This is a genomic window from Gallaecimonas sp. GXIMD4217 (genome assembly GCF_038087665.1).
Lineage (GTDB): Bacteria > Pseudomonadota > Gammaproteobacteria > Enterobacterales > Gallaecimonadaceae > Gallaecimonas.
Genome location: NZ_CP149925.1, coordinates 1,486,391 through 1,499,642 on the forward strand (window position 1 = coordinate 1,486,391; position 13,252 = coordinate 1,499,642).

At 61.6% G+C, this 13,252-nt stretch carries 15 protein-coding genes; 8 read left to right on the top strand and 7 right to left on the bottom strand.

The annotated features are described in order from the left end of the window. The first annotated feature begins 112 nt into the window (after positions 1-112). Both sucC and sucD read left to right on the top strand, forming a co-directional pair. Positions 113-1,279 (top strand): ADP-forming succinate--CoA ligase subunit beta, encoded by a 1,167-nt coding sequence (gene sucC, locus WDB71_RS07325; RefSeq protein WP_341503990.1) that lies wholly within the window; start codon positions 113-115, stop codon positions 1,277-1,279. Next, the gene (gene sucD / locus WDB71_RS07330; RefSeq protein WP_341503991.1) at positions 1,279-2,151 is read left to right on the top strand and encodes a succinate--CoA ligase subunit alpha; all 873 of its coding nucleotides are present in this window, start codon (positions 1,279-1,281) and stop codon (positions 2,149-2,151) included. Before sucC ends, sucD begins: the two co-directional genes overlap by 1 nt. Positions 2,152-2,211: 60 nt before the next feature. Here sucD and WDB71_RS07335 read toward each other — a convergent pair whose 3' ends face one another. The 6 genes from WDB71_RS07335 to WDB71_RS07360 all read right to left on the bottom strand — a co-directional run bounded on the left by WDB71_RS07335 (position 2,212) and on the right by WDB71_RS07360 (position 7,573). Beyond that, a complete protein-coding gene (locus WDB71_RS07335; protein ID WP_341503992.1) occupies positions 2,212-2,922 on the bottom strand; it encodes a hypothetical protein in 711 nt (236 codons plus the stop codon). Between the two features lie 257 nt (positions 2,923-3,179). Beyond that, positions 3,180-3,836 (bottom strand): DUF6058 family natural product biosynthesis protein, encoded by a 657-nt coding sequence (locus tag WDB71_RS07340; RefSeq protein ID WP_341503993.1) that lies wholly within the window; start codon positions 3,834-3,836, stop codon positions 3,180-3,182. Between the two features lie 515 nt (positions 3,837-4,351). Further along, positions 4,352-5,590 (bottom strand): diguanylate cyclase, encoded by a 1,239-nt coding sequence (locus tag WDB71_RS07345; RefSeq protein ID WP_341503994.1) that lies wholly within the window; start codon positions 5,588-5,590, stop codon positions 4,352-4,354. Positions 5,591-5,722: 132 nt separating this feature from the next. Continuing rightward, a complete protein-coding gene (locus WDB71_RS07350; protein WP_341503995.1) occupies positions 5,723-6,706 on the bottom strand; it encodes a diguanylate cyclase in 984 nt (327 codons plus the stop codon). A gap of 43 nt (positions 6,707-6,749) precedes the next feature. Next, positions 6,750-7,109 carry a DUF4870 domain-containing protein gene (locus tag WDB71_RS07355; RefSeq protein ID WP_341503996.1) on the bottom strand — a complete coding sequence of 120 codons (360 nt, stop codon included), beginning with the start codon at positions 7,107-7,109 and terminating at the stop codon, positions 6,750-6,752. Further along, a complete protein-coding gene (locus WDB71_RS07360) occupies positions 7,106-7,573 on the bottom strand; it encodes an isoprenylcysteine carboxylmethyltransferase family protein (protein ID WP_341503997.1) in 468 nt (155 codons plus the stop codon). The genes WDB71_RS07355 and WDB71_RS07360 overlap by 4 nt, the downstream gene beginning before the upstream one ends. Positions 7,574-7,638: 65 nt before the next feature. On the opposite strand from WDB71_RS07360, the gene WDB71_RS07365 reads away from it, so the two are divergent. Continuing rightward, positions 7,639-7,839 carry a hypothetical protein gene (locus WDB71_RS07365; RefSeq protein ID WP_341503998.1) on the top strand — a complete coding sequence of 67 codons (201 nt, stop codon included), beginning with the start codon at positions 7,639-7,641 and terminating at the stop codon, positions 7,837-7,839. 4 nt (positions 7,840-7,843) lie between these two features. Here the strand turns inward: WDB71_RS07365 and WDB71_RS07370 are convergent, their stop codons facing one another. Then, on the bottom strand, positions 7,844-8,185 hold the full coding sequence (locus WDB71_RS07370) for a VOC family protein (RefSeq protein WP_341503999.1): 342 nt from the start codon (positions 8,183-8,185) through the stop codon (positions 7,844-7,846). 194 nt (positions 8,186-8,379) lie between these two features. Here WDB71_RS07370 and glnS point away from each other — a divergent pair, with 194 nt between their 5' ends. From glnS to WDB71_RS07395, 5 genes are all read left to right on the top strand, one after another. Continuing rightward, positions 8,380-10,041: a glutamine--tRNA ligase gene (glnS, locus tag WDB71_RS07375; protein WP_341504000.1), complete on the top strand. Its 1,662-nt coding sequence runs from the start codon at positions 8,380-8,382 to the stop codon at positions 10,039-10,041. Between the two features lie 36 nt (positions 10,042-10,077). Next, on the top strand, positions 10,078-10,332 hold the full coding sequence (locus WDB71_RS07380) for a DUF1289 domain-containing protein (RefSeq protein ID WP_341504001.1): 255 nt from the start codon (positions 10,078-10,080) through the stop codon (positions 10,330-10,332). Between the two features lie 55 nt (positions 10,333-10,387). Further along, positions 10,388-10,984, top strand: coding sequence for a DoxX family protein (locus WDB71_RS07385; protein WP_341504002.1), 597 nt, complete (start codon positions 10,388-10,390; stop codon positions 10,982-10,984). 77 nt (positions 10,985-11,061) lie between these two features. Then, positions 11,062-12,621 (top strand): Na/Pi symporter, encoded by a 1,560-nt coding sequence (locus tag WDB71_RS07390; RefSeq protein WP_341504003.1) that lies wholly within the window; start codon positions 11,062-11,064, stop codon positions 12,619-12,621. A 38-nt stretch (positions 12,622-12,659) separates the two neighbouring features. Further along, the gene (locus tag WDB71_RS07395; protein ID WP_341504004.1) at positions 12,660-13,220 is read left to right on the top strand and encodes an NAD(P)H nitroreductase; all 561 of its coding nucleotides are present in this window, start codon (positions 12,660-12,662) and stop codon (positions 13,218-13,220) included. Positions 13,221-13,252 lie beyond the last annotated feature (32 nt).

Genomic DNA, 13,252 nt, shown 5'->3' on the forward strand with positions numbered 1-13,252 from the left:
GACGGGGGCCTCTGGCCCCCGGTGATATAAGGAAAAACGGCCAAGGCCGTTTGATTGATCCCTAGGGAAGGTAGCGCCTAGCTGCCACATTCACGCAAAGAGACTAAGCATCATGAACTTGCATGAGTATCAGGCAAAACAACTGCTTGCCGAGTACGGTCTGCCCGTTTCCGAAGGTTTCGCGGTAGACAACCCGCAAGCCGCTGTTGAAGCTGCAGGTCGCATCGGCGGCAACGAATGGGTCGTAAAATGTCAGGTACACGCCGGTGGCCGCGGTAAGGCCGGTGGCGTCAAGGTCGTGGACTCCAAAGACAAGGTCCGCGAATTCGCCGAGCACTGGCTGGGCAAGAACCTGGTGACCTTCCAGACCGACGAGAAAGGTCAGCCCATCAACAAGATCCTGGTCGAGTCCTGCACCGATATCGCCAAGGAACTCTACCTGGGCGCCGTTGTTGACCGCTCCACCCGCCGTATCGTCTTCATGGCTTCCACCGAAGGTGGCGTGGAGATCGAAAAGGTTGCCGAAGAGACTCCGGAACTGATCCACAAGGCCGCCATCGACCCGCTGGTCGGCCCGCAGCCTTACCAGGCGCGCGAGCTGGGCTTCAAGCTGGGCCTGACCGTGGACCAGATCAAGCAGTTCACCAAGATCTTCATGGGCCTGGGCAAGATGTTCAGCGACCACGATCTGGCCCTGCTGGAAATCAACCCGCTGGTGATCACCGACCAGGGCAACCTGCACTGCCTGGATTGCAAGATCAACATCGATTCCAACGCCATGTACCGCCAGCCCAAGCTGCGCGACATGCACGATCCGTCTCAGGAAGACGCCCGTGAAGCCCACGCTGCCCAGTTCGAACTGAACTATGTTGCCCTCGACGGCAACATCGGCTGCATGGTCAACGGTGCCGGCCTGGCCATGGGTACCATGGACATCGTCAAGCTGCACGGCGGCCAACCTGCCAACTTCCTGGATGTGGGCGGCGGCGCCACCAAAGAGCGTGTATCCGAAGCCTTCAAGATCATCCTGTCCGACGACGCCGTCAAGGCCGTGCTGGTCAACATCTTCGGCGGTATCGTGCGCTGCGACATGATTGCCGAAGGCATCATCGGCGCCGTTGAAGAAGTGGGCGTTGAGGTTCCGGTCGTGGTTCGTCTGGAAGGTAACAACGCAGAACTGGGCGCCCAGAAGCTGGCAGAGAGCGGTCTGAACATCATCGCCGCCACCAGCCTGACCGACGCTGCCCAGCAGGTAGTCAAAGCTGCGGAGGGTAAATAATGAGCGTCCTGATCAATAAAGACACCAAGGTGATCTGCCAGGGCTTCACTGGCGGCCAGGGTACTTTCCACTCCGAACAAGCCATCGCCTACGGCACCCAGATGGTTGGCGGTGTTTCCCCGGGCAAGGGCGGCCAGACCCACCTGGGCCTGCCGGTGTTCAACACCGTTCGCGAAGCCGTTGACGCCACCGGCGCCACCGCTTCCGTGATCTATGTTCCGGCTCCCTTCTGTAAGGACGCCATCCTGGAAGCCATCGACGGTGGCATCCAGCTGATCGTCTGCATCACCGAAGGCATCCCGACCATGGACATGCTGGACGTGAAGGTGAAGCTGGAAGAAACCGGCGTTCGCATGATCGGCCCGAACTGCCCCGGCGTGATCACCCCGGACGAGTGCAAGATCGGCATCATGCCCGGCCACATCCACAAGAAGGGTAAGGTCGGCATCGTATCCCGCTCCGGCACCCTGACCTACGAAGCGGTCAAGCAGACCACAGACGAAGGCTTCGGCCAGTCCACCTGTGTGGGCATCGGTGGCGACCCGATCCCGGGCTCCAACTTCATCGACATCCTGGAAATGTTCCAGAATGACGACGAGACCCAGGCCATCGTCATGATCGGCGAGATCGGCGGTACCGCCGAGGAAGAAGCCGCTGCCTATATCAAGGCCAACGTCACCAAGCCGGTGGTGTCCTACATCGCCGGTGTGACCGCGCCTCCGGGCAAGCGCATGGGCCATGCTGGCGCCATCATCTCCGGCGGTGCCGGTACCGCCGACGAGAAGTTCGCCGCCCTGGAAGACGCCGGTGTCAAGACCGTGCGCTCCCTGGCCGACATCGGCAAGGCACTGCGCGAAGTCACCGGCTGGTAAGTCGAAGACCGTGCATCAAAAAGGCCGCCCTTGGGCGGCCTTTTTTGTGGCGGTACGCGCTTAGATCTCGACGATGCCGCCTTCCTGGTTGATGGCCTGGGTCTCCATCACCGACAGGCTGCACTTGCCGACAAAGGCCTCGGCCTCAGCTTCGCCGGCACCGGCGCTGGAAGACTCCTCGATATTGGTGACCACCTCCACCACATGATCGCCCGGCTCCATATCCGGCATGATGAAGTTGAAGTGATGGGCGGACATGGTGCTCAGGGCCAGATCGATGTCCTCGTCGGTGAAGGTGCACTCGTCCAGGGTGATGGTGCCGTCCGGGATCTCGTTGCCGAACTCATCGGTGGCGCCACCGGTGTCGGTGCAGGAGTCCAGCACGCCGCCGAAGGTGGCGCTGAGATCCTGGGTACGCTTGTTGAAGGTGACGGTGCCGGGCCAGGCTTCTACACCGTCAACCAGCACGGTGACCTCGATGCCGGCGGTGGCGCTGGCGCTGTCCTTGTCGCCGCCCTTGCCCTTGACCTGGGTACGGGTGAACAGCGAGGCCTCCAGGGACACCCCGATCAGCAGATCCTTCTTGTTGGCGGTACGGATCACCGATGTGAGCGGCGTGCCGGCATTATCGGTTGCCGCCGACAGGAAGGCGGTGTCCTGGGCGTTGCCTATTACGGCGGCGGAAAACTTGGATGAGGCGGCGGAGGCGGCAGGCGAGGCCAGTACGGCACCTGCAACCGCGGCCACGACCGCAGCTTTGCGAATAAACATGACAGATCCCCTCTGTTTGTCCTTAAGTGCCCGCTTAGGGCAGGCGTTGTTGTTCAGGGATCCAGTCTAGTCTCGCGTCAAAAAATTGACGCGCCTGTTTGAGGGCAAATCCCATATCTATCGATCGGGTCACAAAAACACCCTGAGCAGTCTTCTCCTCTCTCCTGCCAAGATCTAACGTAACCATCAGATATTTAAACTATTTCACTGATTTTGCCGCCGTTGTATCGCCCCTGTTACAGGCGGTATACCGGCGTTCAGAGTCGATAACGGCGTCTAACCTCGTCGATACAGCGATGCCGGGAGCTGCGTAGCCTTTCATGGGGGGCAAAGGGGCTGCTGGCCTCATCGAGCAGGACAACGGCCCTGGCCAGCAGCGACCTGTCGTCGCCTTCGATGGTTGGGCGCTGCTGCCTGTCCGTGATGTCGTCGATCAGGCGAATGGCGATCTCCTTGTCGGCAATGGCTTCCGGCAGGCCGCTGTGGGTGCAAAGGCCATAGGTGCCGGCCAGGAAATGTTGCCACTCGTTGTTGATATGGTCATCGAGCGCCTGGGTAGCCAGTTTTCCCTGGGGGAAGAAGGCCCCGGGCCTGAAACCCTGGTCGGACAGCGTCTGCACCCTGGCCCGGTAACGCCCGGCAAAGGCGCCAAAGGCCTTGTCGACATCGCCGCCCAGGCCAGCCAGCAGGCCCAGCCAGCTGCCGTAGCCCTTGGCGTAGAAGCTGAGCGTTTCGCCTTCTTGGTGGCTGCCGAAGAAGGACTCCACCAACAGGGACAGTGCCAGGCGGTAGGAAGGTGCGGGCATCAGGCCCTGCTGCTGCCAGGCATGCAGTTGCTCCCGGTCGCAGCCGGTTTGGGCCAGCAGCTGGGTTTCGGTCAGAAAGTGGCTTTGGAGGTAATCGAGGAGGGCCATGACGATCCTTGTGGTGGGGAATGACAGTGGAACTGTATAAAAATACAGTTGTTGAAGGAAGGGGTAATTGGGGGGAGGGAGTGCGTTCCAGATGCAGTTGTCGCGTCCGCCTGTGTGGATACAGTGATGTGGTATTGATGGCTCGATAAGACTGGAGGTGGTAACCATCCCTGGTGGTTCCTTCCGGCCGGTACATCCTATGTACCGGCGCTCAGCTGCACGCAAGCCGCGCTTGCGTTTCGAGCTTCGCCCCTGGTGGTTCCTTCCGGCTCGCCCGTCCTGGGGCTACTCGGACCTTCCTGGTCCTCGCCCTTCGGGCCATCGTCGCCTTGCTCCAATGTTCAAAATCGTTCCAGACGATGTTGTCGCGTTCGCTTGCGTGAAAAGCAGGGGGTACTGGTTTGGTGGCTTCAATGAGGCTGACGTCAGAAACCGTCCATGGTGGTTCCTTCCGGCTCGCCCCTCCTGGGGCTCGCGTTCGCCTGCGTGAAAAGCCGTGCTTTTCACTTCGAGGCTCACCCCACCTTGGCTTGGTTGGGTTCGATATGGCCGAAGATCACCTTGTTGCGACCGGAGTTCTTTGCCAGATAGAGGGCCTTGTCCGCGGTCAGGTAGAGATCCTTGATGGTGAAGCCTGGTCCGGGTGGCTGGCTGATCACACCGATGCTGATGGTGAGCCTGCCAAGGGGGCTTCCTTCATTGGTGATGTTGAGCTCTTCAACCTTCTTGCGGATACGTTCGGCGATCGACTGGGCGGCCCTGGGGCCGACGTTTGGCAGCACCAGTACGAATTCTTCGCCCCCGTAACGGGCGGTCAGGGAGTCCGACACCCGGATGGTGGACTTGAGCACGTTCGCCACCTTTACCAGCACATCATCGCCGCAAAGGTGGCCGTAGCGATCGTTGTAGGACTTGAAGTAATCGATGTCGCACATCATCAGGGTCAGGGGATGCTGGCTTTCCTGGCAACGTAGCCAACTGGTGGAAACGAAGTCATCCAATGAGCGCCTGTTGGCAACCTTGGTCAGGCCATCCAGGTTGGAGATCCTGGCCAGCAGCCGGTTGCTGGCCGCCAGGTCGCTGTTTTGTTCCCTGAGGACATGGGTCAGAAAAAAATGCTGCCTGGCCCCGTATTCATGCTGGTATGCGGCAAACATCCCCACCAGGTTGGTGCCCAGCAGGAACAGGTTGGTGATGATGAAGGTGGTGGGCACCAAGGGGCCGATAAAGACGCTGTGGACAATGAATAGCGAAAACAGAAAGAGCCCGGCGGTAAAGGCATACTTGAACTGCAGCTTGATGAAGCTGAAGCTGAAGAACAGGGTCAGGAAGAGTCCGGAATGGTAGACATTGAGGGATGCCGGCGGTGCAAGATAGGCCATGTAAAGCATGCCTATGCCGGCGACCACCACCAAGAACAGCAGTAACGGCTGCCAGTAATGGCGAAACCCCTTCAGGAAAGAACCGCCGATGATCAGGATGGTCAGCGGGCTGAAAATATAAAACCGGTAGAGCCAGGCCAACTCGTAGTGTTCCGGCATGATCAAGGGGTCTATTATCGCGAAGAGGCCGTAATAGAGGGCGGCAATACAGAGCGCCAGCCTGGTATGAAGGAGTGAGCGCTGAAAATAATGTTCGAGAAAGCGCTGCTCAAACTCGCCCTGATGGCCGCTGAAGCTGAGGTTGAGTGGTTGCAACGTCATGGTGGCGGAGCCCTGATCATCCTTGAAGGCTTCGCCAGGAAAATGCGCCATTCCTAGGCTCCTGACTGAGTTACGGCTGCACTTCTTAGTTTAGTAACAACACCCGAAGCCCTAGGGGAGCCGGACGAAACTGTGATCCAAACCAGAAAAACAGCAAAAACGGCTATTTATTCGACATCCCGGTCAGGGATGGCCTTGGCTGATGATGGGTGCCGTCACGTGCTGGTTTCTGCCTCTCGATTTGGCTTCCAGCAGCGCCAGGTCGGCCCGGCGCAGGGCAGGGAAGATATCGCGCTCGCATGTCGTCATGGGCGACATGCCACTACAGATGGTAAGGCGCAGTGCCATGTTGTGGTGAGCCACCGTCAGGGCGGCCACCTGATTGTGAATGCGGTGAACAAAGCTGTCTGCCATGTCGGCCGAACAGTTCGTCAGTATCACCACAAAATCGTCCGCACCCAGGCGGCCGAATATGTCGCCCTGGCGCAGCTGCCCCTGGATGCAGCTTGCCAGGCTGACCAGGATCCTATCGCCGACCAGTTGACCGTGGGTTTCATTGAACAGGCCGAAGTGGTCGATATCCAGTACCAGCAGGGTGAGCCTGCGATCGCCGGATGACAGCCGCTGGCCGGCCCGGGACAGCAGGCCCTGGCGATTCAGTACCTTGGTTGTGGGGTCTTCAAGGAGGATGCGGGGAGCCCTGTGCTGGCGTTGCTGATAGTGGTGTGCCAGCCTGCCCATCCTTTCGTTGGCCGTGCCGGTCATATCCTGCCAGCACAGCATGCCGGCCAGGATCTGGCCCTGGTTGTCCCGGATCGGCGCCGCCCATGCTATCAGCCAGCGAAAGGCGCCATCATCCAGTTGGATAATGATCTCCTCATTTTCCACCACCTCACCAGAGCCTAAGGTCCTGGCCAGGGGCATGTCTTTGCCGGCAATAGGGGTGCCGTCGGGACGGAACAGCTTCATGCTCAGCACAGAGTCATGAATGCTGCTCCCCGTCAGGGGCAGGTCGGTATCGCCTCGGAAGCGGTAAACGGCGGGATTGCAGTAGAGGAGTTCGCCATCCGGTGCTTGAGCCAGGACGGTGCAGATGGGGCTGGCGGCCAGCACCTGCCTGAGCTCAAGCAGGGCAAGGGCACCGCCTTCTCTCTTGCCTGGTTCCATGGTCTGCTCCCAAAGACCGGATGAGGCTTGAAGTATAGGGCAGTTATTTCACCAGCCGCAGGCTGATGGGGTAGCGGAAATCTTCACCATTGGCGGTCTTGACCATGGCCATGATCACCATGATGAGGTCGAAGATCACCAGGGCCCAGAGCAGCAGTATGCCGATGAGAATAACCACCAGCACCGCCGCCATGGCGTAGGCGATGATCATGGTGATCTGGAAGTTCAGCGCCTCCTTGCCCTGCTCGTCGATATAGGGATGCTGCTCACGTTTCATCAGCCAGACGATGAGCGGCCCCAGTACGCTGCCAAACAGCGGCACTATCAAGCCGGCAAAGCTGGCCGCATGGCAGGCCAGCGCCCAGTTGCGGGTTTCGTTGTCCATCTGGTCGATTTCATTCATAGCCAGCGGCCCACCTTCTTGCAGTATTTTTCGTAGGCCTTGCCGAACTTGGCCTTCAGGTAACGCTCCTCCTTGGCAATGATCTTCTTGTTGAACCACCAAAGGGCCGGGGGCAGCAGCAGCAGGGCCCAGAGGTTGAGCAGCAGCAGGGCCAGGCCCAGGTATGCCAGCACCAGCCCCAGGTACATGGGATTGCGGCTGAGCCGGTAGGGGCCTTCCACCACCAGGGTACTGGCAGCCCTGTTGGGGAATATGGCGGTCTTCTTCCGGTGGAACAGCAGCAGGCCCCAAAAGGCCAGCGGAGCGCCCCCGGCCAGCAGCAGCCAGGCCAGCAACAGTATGATGCCGCTGGCCTGGCCTTCGGCCAGGGGCCAGTAGAAGTCCAGGGCCACGGCCGCGGCAAAGGGCAGCACCAGCACCAGGGGGGGCGGGTAGGGAATACCCGGGCCGGCTTTCTTGATCATCACCACTCTCCTCACCGTCGTATTGGGGTATGCTGTGCCCCACCTTTCAAACCCGAGCGGATCCCATGAACTGGCAATCCTTCCTCAAGATACTGCACCTGCTGGGCTGGCTGCTGGTCGGCGTCGGCATCTATCTCTATGTGCAGGGGGCCGACCAGGACCTGAATTCCCTGCTGGTTCTGGCGGCCTGCTGGGGCCTGGGCGGGGTCATGGTGTCGCCCTGGCCCGTGGTCAAGGCCATCGAGTGGATGCAGCGCCAGCAATAAGGTGCTATTGGTCGCTCCACACCGCCAGCATGTTGCCGTCCGGATCGGCGAAGTGGAAGCGGCGTCCGCCCGGGAAGGCAAAGATGGGCGCTATGATGCGACCGCCGGCGGCCTCCACGTGCTGCAGTTTCTTTTCCAGGTCCGGATGGTAGATCACCACCAGGGGGCGGCCGGCGGGGATGAAGTTGTCCATATAGTGAAAACCGCCCTTCATGCGGCCGTCGTCGAATGACATGTATTCCGGGCCCCAATCCTCGAATTGCCAGTCGAAGACGCATTCGTAGAACTCCCTGAGCCGTTTCAGGTCACTGGCGGGGAACTCGATGTAATCGATCTGGTTGCGCATGGTCACGTCCTTTTGCGAGCTTTTCCTGCATCATAGCAAGCGGGGTGGAGAAGGCGACTAACTGACTGCTTTTTATACCATTGCCGGTGAAATAAACGGCTGGCCGGGGCAGGGGCGTCGGGCTCTATTGTCTCCCCCCGCGGTTTCGTGGATCATAGGGGGAATATGTCGACTTTGTAGACCTTGAGGTTGTAATGAGCAACGCGGGCGAAGCGCCACGTCCTTCCAATTTTGTTCGCCAGATCATCGATGCCGATCTGGCCAGCGGCAAGCACACTTCCATTCACACCCGTTTCCCGCCGGAGCCCAACGGCTACCTGCATATCGGCCACGCCAAGTCCATCTGCCTGAACTTCGGTCTGGCCCAGGACTACCAGGGTCAGTGCAACCTCCGTTTCGACGACACCAACCCGGTCAAGGAAGACGTGGAATTCGTCGAGTCCATCAAGCGCGACGTGCACTGGCTGGGCTTTGAGTGGAGCGGTGAGATCCGCCACACCTCCGACTATTTCGACCGCCTCTACGGCTACGCCGTGGAGCTGATCGAGAAGGGCCTGGCCTATGTGGACGAGCTGAGCCCGGACGAAATTCGTGAATACCGTGGCACCCTCAAGGAGCCCGGCAAGCACAGCCCCTACCGCGACCGCAGCGTCGAGGAAAACCTGGCCCTCTTTGAGAAGATGCGCGCCGGCGGCTTCGAGGAAGGCAAGGCCTGCCTGCGTGCCAAGATCGACATGGCCTCCAGCTTCATGGTGATGCGCGATCCCGTCATCTACCGGGTCAAGTTCGCCCACCACCACCAGACCGGCGACAAGTGGTGCATCTACCCCATGTACGACTTCGCCCACTGTATCAGCGATGCCATAGAGGACATCACCCATTCCCTGTGTACCCTGGAGTTCCAGGACAACCGCCGCCTCTACGACTGGGTGCTGGACAACATCTCCATCGAGAGCCGTCCCCATCAGTACGAGTTTTCGCGCCTGAACCTGGAATACACCATGATGTCCAAGCGCAAGCTCAACCAGCTGGTGGTGGACAAGCACGTGGAAGGCTGGGACGACCCGCGCATGCCCACCATCGCCGGCCTGCGCCGCCGCGGTTACACCCCGGGCTCCATCCGCGAATTCTGCAAACGCATCGGCGTCACCAAGCAGGACAACACCGTCGAGATGGCCATGCTGGAGGCCTGCATCCGCGACGATCTCAACGAAAACGCCCCCCGTGCCATGGCGGTGCTGGATCCGGTGCGCATCGTCATCGAGAACTACCCCGAAGATCAGGTGGAGGAGCTGGATGCCCCCAACCACCCCAACAAGCCGGAGATGGGCAGCCGCAAGGTGCCTTTCACCCGCGAGCTGGTCATCGAGGCCGACGACTTCCGCATCGAGGCCAACAAGAAGTACAAGCGCCTGGTGCTGGGCAAGGAAGTGCGTCTGCGCAATGCCTATGTGATCAAGGCCGAGCGCATCGAACAGGACGCCGACGGCAAGGTCACCACCATCTACTGCAGCTATGATCCGGACACCCTGGGCAAGGATCCCGCCGACGGCCGCAAGGTCAAGGGCGTGATCCACTGGGTCAGCAAGGACAAGGGCCTGCCGGCCGAGATCCGCCTCTACGACCGCCTGTTCAACGTGCCCAATCCGGGCGTGGGCGAGCTGGAAGAGACCCTCAACCCCGAGTCCCTGGTGATCAAGCAGGGCTACGTGGAGGCCTCCCTGGCCGGCGCCGTGGCCGAGAAGGGCTACCAGTTCGAGCGCACCGGCTACTTCTGCCGCGACGGCAAGCACCAGGGCCTGGTGTTCAACCGCACCGTCGGCCTGCGTGACACCTGGGCCAAGATCGGCGACTAAGGCGTAAGCGCCGCCTGCGGGCGGCGCTTTTTCGTGATGAGCACCCAGTCCTCCTGCATCGCCTGCTGCGCCCTCAACGACGACCACGTCTGCGTCGGCTGCTACCGCAGCATTTACGAAATCGCCAACTGGAACCGCCTGTCCGACGACGACAAGGCGGCGGTCAACGCCGACCTGCCCGCTCGCAAGGCCGCCATGCCGGCCTGGGGCTCGGAGCAAACCAAGCCCATCACCGGCGATCTGCACCGCGCCGCCAAGGCCGAATTCCTGAGAAAAAACAAGCAGTCATGAAAGCCCTTTGGGGCGATCAGGGTCTATGCTGAAACAAATTCAGCGGAGTACCCTCATGACCACATTCCTTATCGCTGCCCAGCGGCTGCTGGACAAGACGCGCTGCCTCGATTTCCTTGGACCCCTGGCCCTGCGCCTCTACCTGGTGCCCATCTTCTGGATGGCCGGCACCAAGAAGGTGGAGAATTTTTCCGACACCGCCGCCTGGTTCGGCAACCCCGACTGGGGCCTGGGCCTGCCGTTCCCCGAGCTGATGGCGGCCCTGGCCACGGCCACAGAGGTGCTGGGCGCCGTGCTGCTGCTCATCGGCCTGGCCACCCGCTGGATCAGCATACCGCTGATGGTCACCATGCTGGTGGCGGCCTTTGCCGTGCACTGGCCCAACGGCTGGCAGGCCATCGCCGATCCCGGCGCTCCCTTTGCCAATGCCCAGGTGATGGCCTCGGCAGAGAAGCTGGCCATGGCCAAGGAGATCCTCCAGCAGTACGGCAACTACGATTGGCTGACCGCCAGCGGCAACTTCGTGATCCTCAACAACGGCATCGAGTTCGCCATCACCTACTTCATCATGCTGCTGGTGCTGTTCTTCAAAGGCGCCGGCAATTATCTGAGCCTGGACTACTGGCTGCGCCGCCGCTTCATGGGCCACTAGGCAAAAAGCCCCCATCGGGGGCTTTTTTCTATCCAGGGCACATACTTAACGAAAAGCACCGCCCTTAAATGGAGCCCATGTCCAACCTGCTGCTCTTTGCCGGCGCCCTGGCGCTGTTTTTGCACGGCCTGGACGGCCTGACCAAGGCCCTCAAGAAGCTGTCCGGTGACGCCATCAGCCGGCTGCTGTCGCGCTTGACCGACAGAGCCTGGCAGGGTGCCATGACCGGTGCCCTGGTCACGGCGCTTATCCAATCCTCCACCGCCACCACGGTGTTGACGGTGGGCTTCGTGTCGGCCGGGCTGCTCAACCTGCGTCAGGCCGCCGGCGTGGTGCTGGGGGCCAATGTGGGCACCACCATCACCGCCCAGCTGGTGGCCTTTCCCCTGGAAGAGCTGGGCCTGTCGCTGCTGGTGCTGGGCTTTCTGGCCAAGCACAGGCGCTGGGGCCTGCTGGCCTTCAACCTGGGGCTGCTGCTGTTCGCCATCCAGTTGATGGGCCACGCCATGGAGCCGTACCGGCAGGCGCCCTGGTTCGAGGCGGCCCTGGCCTCACTGCACCAGCCGCTGCTGGCGGCCCTGGCGGGGCTGGTGGCCACGGCGGTACTGCAGTCCTCTGCCGCCACCACCGCATTGGTGGTGGCCCTGGCCGGGCACGGCATCATGCCCCTTGCCGTTGGCGTGGCGGTGGCCCTGGGGGCCAATGTGGGCACCTGCCTGACCGCGGTGCTGGCCTCCCTGCAGCAGGGCCGCAACGCCAGGCGGGTGGCCCTGATCCATGTGCTGTTCAACCTCATTGGCGTTGCCGTCTGGCTGCCATTGCTGGAACAGCTGTTGGAGCTGGCGCTGTGGCTGTCGCCCTCCGGAGACGTGGCCCGCCAGGTGGCCAATGCCAATACCGCCTTCAACCTCATCAACACCCTGCTGTTCCTGCCCTTGCTGGGCGGCCTGACCCGGCTGGCCAAGAAGCTGATCCCGGACCGGGAAGGTGGCCAGTGGCAGCCCCTGGACAGGCACCTCTACGCCAATGCCGACGTGGCCCTGAAGCTGACCCGGGAGCGCCTGGGGGTGATCAGCCGCAGCCTCTACCAGGAGTTTTCCGCCGGCCGCGCCCAACTGGGCAAGGATGAGAGTTCCAGGCTGTTGTCCCGGCTCGATAACCGCAACCGCCTGATGCTGAGCGATGTGCTCGACTTCCTGGGCGGCGCCGCGCAACTGGCCAAGGGCAGGGAAGGGGACCACAGCCGCCTGGTACGACTGGCCAACCTGATGGACAGCCTGCGCCAGCAGCTGATGGCGGAGCTGAGCCAATGGAAGGAAAACCGCAGTGGCATCTCCAGTCAGATGCAGGCGCATCTGGAGCGGCTGCTGGCCCTGGTGGAAAGGGCCTGGGAGGGCCTGATCCGGGCCATAGACGGCGAGGAGGGCGCCATCGAGGCCATCAGGGCACTGAAGCCCGAACTGCGCGCCGCCGAGGCCCAGGCCTACAGCCACCATGCCAGCTCCCTGGTGGCCAGCAGCGCCTCACACCAGGGCACATTGCGGGCCGAGGCCCAGCTGATCGAAAGGCTGCGGGTGATCTACAGCCTGCTCCGCCAATGCGCCAGGGTACTTGAGGAAGCCCCCGCCAAGGCGTAAGGTAGGCCGTCATTTGATAACTGTTCGCAATTGAGCCTATGGACGCCCTGGATTTCCTGCTGAACCGCACCTCAGACGCCGCCCTTACCGGCCCCGCCCCCTCGGCCGAAGCCCTGGAGAACTGCCTCCAGGCCGCTTTCAGGGTGCCCGATCACGCCGGCCTTCGCCCCTACCGTTTCGTGCTCATCGACAGCGATCAGGCCAGGGACAAGCTGGGCGGTCTCTGCCAGCAGGCGCTGCTGGCCGACAACCCGGACGCCGATCAGGCCGCCCTCGACAAGGCCGGGCGCCTGTTCTACCGCGCCCCCCTGGTGGTGGCGGTGCTGAGCCGCTACCAGCCCCATCCCAAGGTGCCGCTCATCGAGCAGCACATCAGCGCCGGCCTGGCCGCCCACGCCATGCAGATGGCGGCCCTGGCCCAGGGCTATGGCGGCATGTGGCGTACCGGCAGCTACGCCTACCATCCCCTGGTGCGTGAGGCCTTCGGGGTAGAGGGGGATGACCAGATCGTCGGTTTCCTCTACCTGGGCACCCCGGTGAAAAGGAAGCTCAAGGTGCCCAGGCCCAACAGCGCCGATTTCGTCAGCCGCTTTCAATAAGGGGGGCCAGGCGGACTAAGCTCTAGGGGATA

Coding starts and splice junctions, on each gene's coding strand:
- sucC (WP_341503990.1), top strand. CDS start 113: ATGAACTTGCATGAGTATCAGGCAAAACAACTGCTTGCCGAGTACGGT.
- sucD (WP_341503991.1), top strand. CDS start 1,279: ATGAGCGTCCTGATCAATAAAGACACCAAGGTGATCTGCCAGGGCTTC.
- WDB71_RS07335 (WP_341503992.1), bottom strand. CDS start 2,922: ATGTTTATTCGCAAAGCTGCGGTCGTGGCCGCGGTTGCAGGTGCCGTA.
- WDB71_RS07340 (WP_341503993.1), bottom strand. CDS start 3,836: ATGGCCCTCCTCGATTACCTCCAAAGCCACTTTCTGACCGAAACCCAG.
- WDB71_RS07345 (WP_341503994.1), bottom strand. CDS start 5,590: ATGGCGCATTTTCCTGGCGAAGCCTTCAAGGATGATCAGGGCTCCGCC.
- WDB71_RS07350 (WP_341503995.1), bottom strand. CDS start 6,706: ATGGAACCAGGCAAGAGAGAAGGCGGTGCCCTTGCCCTGCTTGAGCTC.
- WDB71_RS07355 (WP_341503996.1), bottom strand. CDS start 7,109: ATGAATGAAATCGACCAGATGGACAACGAAACCCGCAACTGGGCGCTG.
- WDB71_RS07360 (WP_341503997.1), bottom strand. CDS start 7,573: ATGATCAAGAAAGCCGGCCCGGGTATTCCCTACCCGCCCCCCCTGGTG.
- WDB71_RS07365 (WP_341503998.1), top strand. CDS start 7,639: ATGAACTGGCAATCCTTCCTCAAGATACTGCACCTGCTGGGCTGGCTG.
- WDB71_RS07370 (WP_341503999.1), bottom strand. CDS start 8,185: ATGCGCAACCAGATCGATTACATCGAGTTCCCCGCCAGTGACCTGAAA.
- glnS (WP_341504000.1), top strand. CDS start 8,380: ATGAGCAACGCGGGCGAAGCGCCACGTCCTTCCAATTTTGTTCGCCAG.
- WDB71_RS07380 (WP_341504001.1), top strand. CDS start 10,078: ATGAGCACCCAGTCCTCCTGCATCGCCTGCTGCGCCCTCAACGACGAC.
- WDB71_RS07385 (WP_341504002.1), top strand. CDS start 10,388: ATGACCACATTCCTTATCGCTGCCCAGCGGCTGCTGGACAAGACGCGC.
- WDB71_RS07390 (WP_341504003.1), top strand. CDS start 11,062: ATGTCCAACCTGCTGCTCTTTGCCGGCGCCCTGGCGCTGTTTTTGCAC.
- WDB71_RS07395 (WP_341504004.1), top strand. CDS start 12,660: ATGGACGCCCTGGATTTCCTGCTGAACCGCACCTCAGACGCCGCCCTT.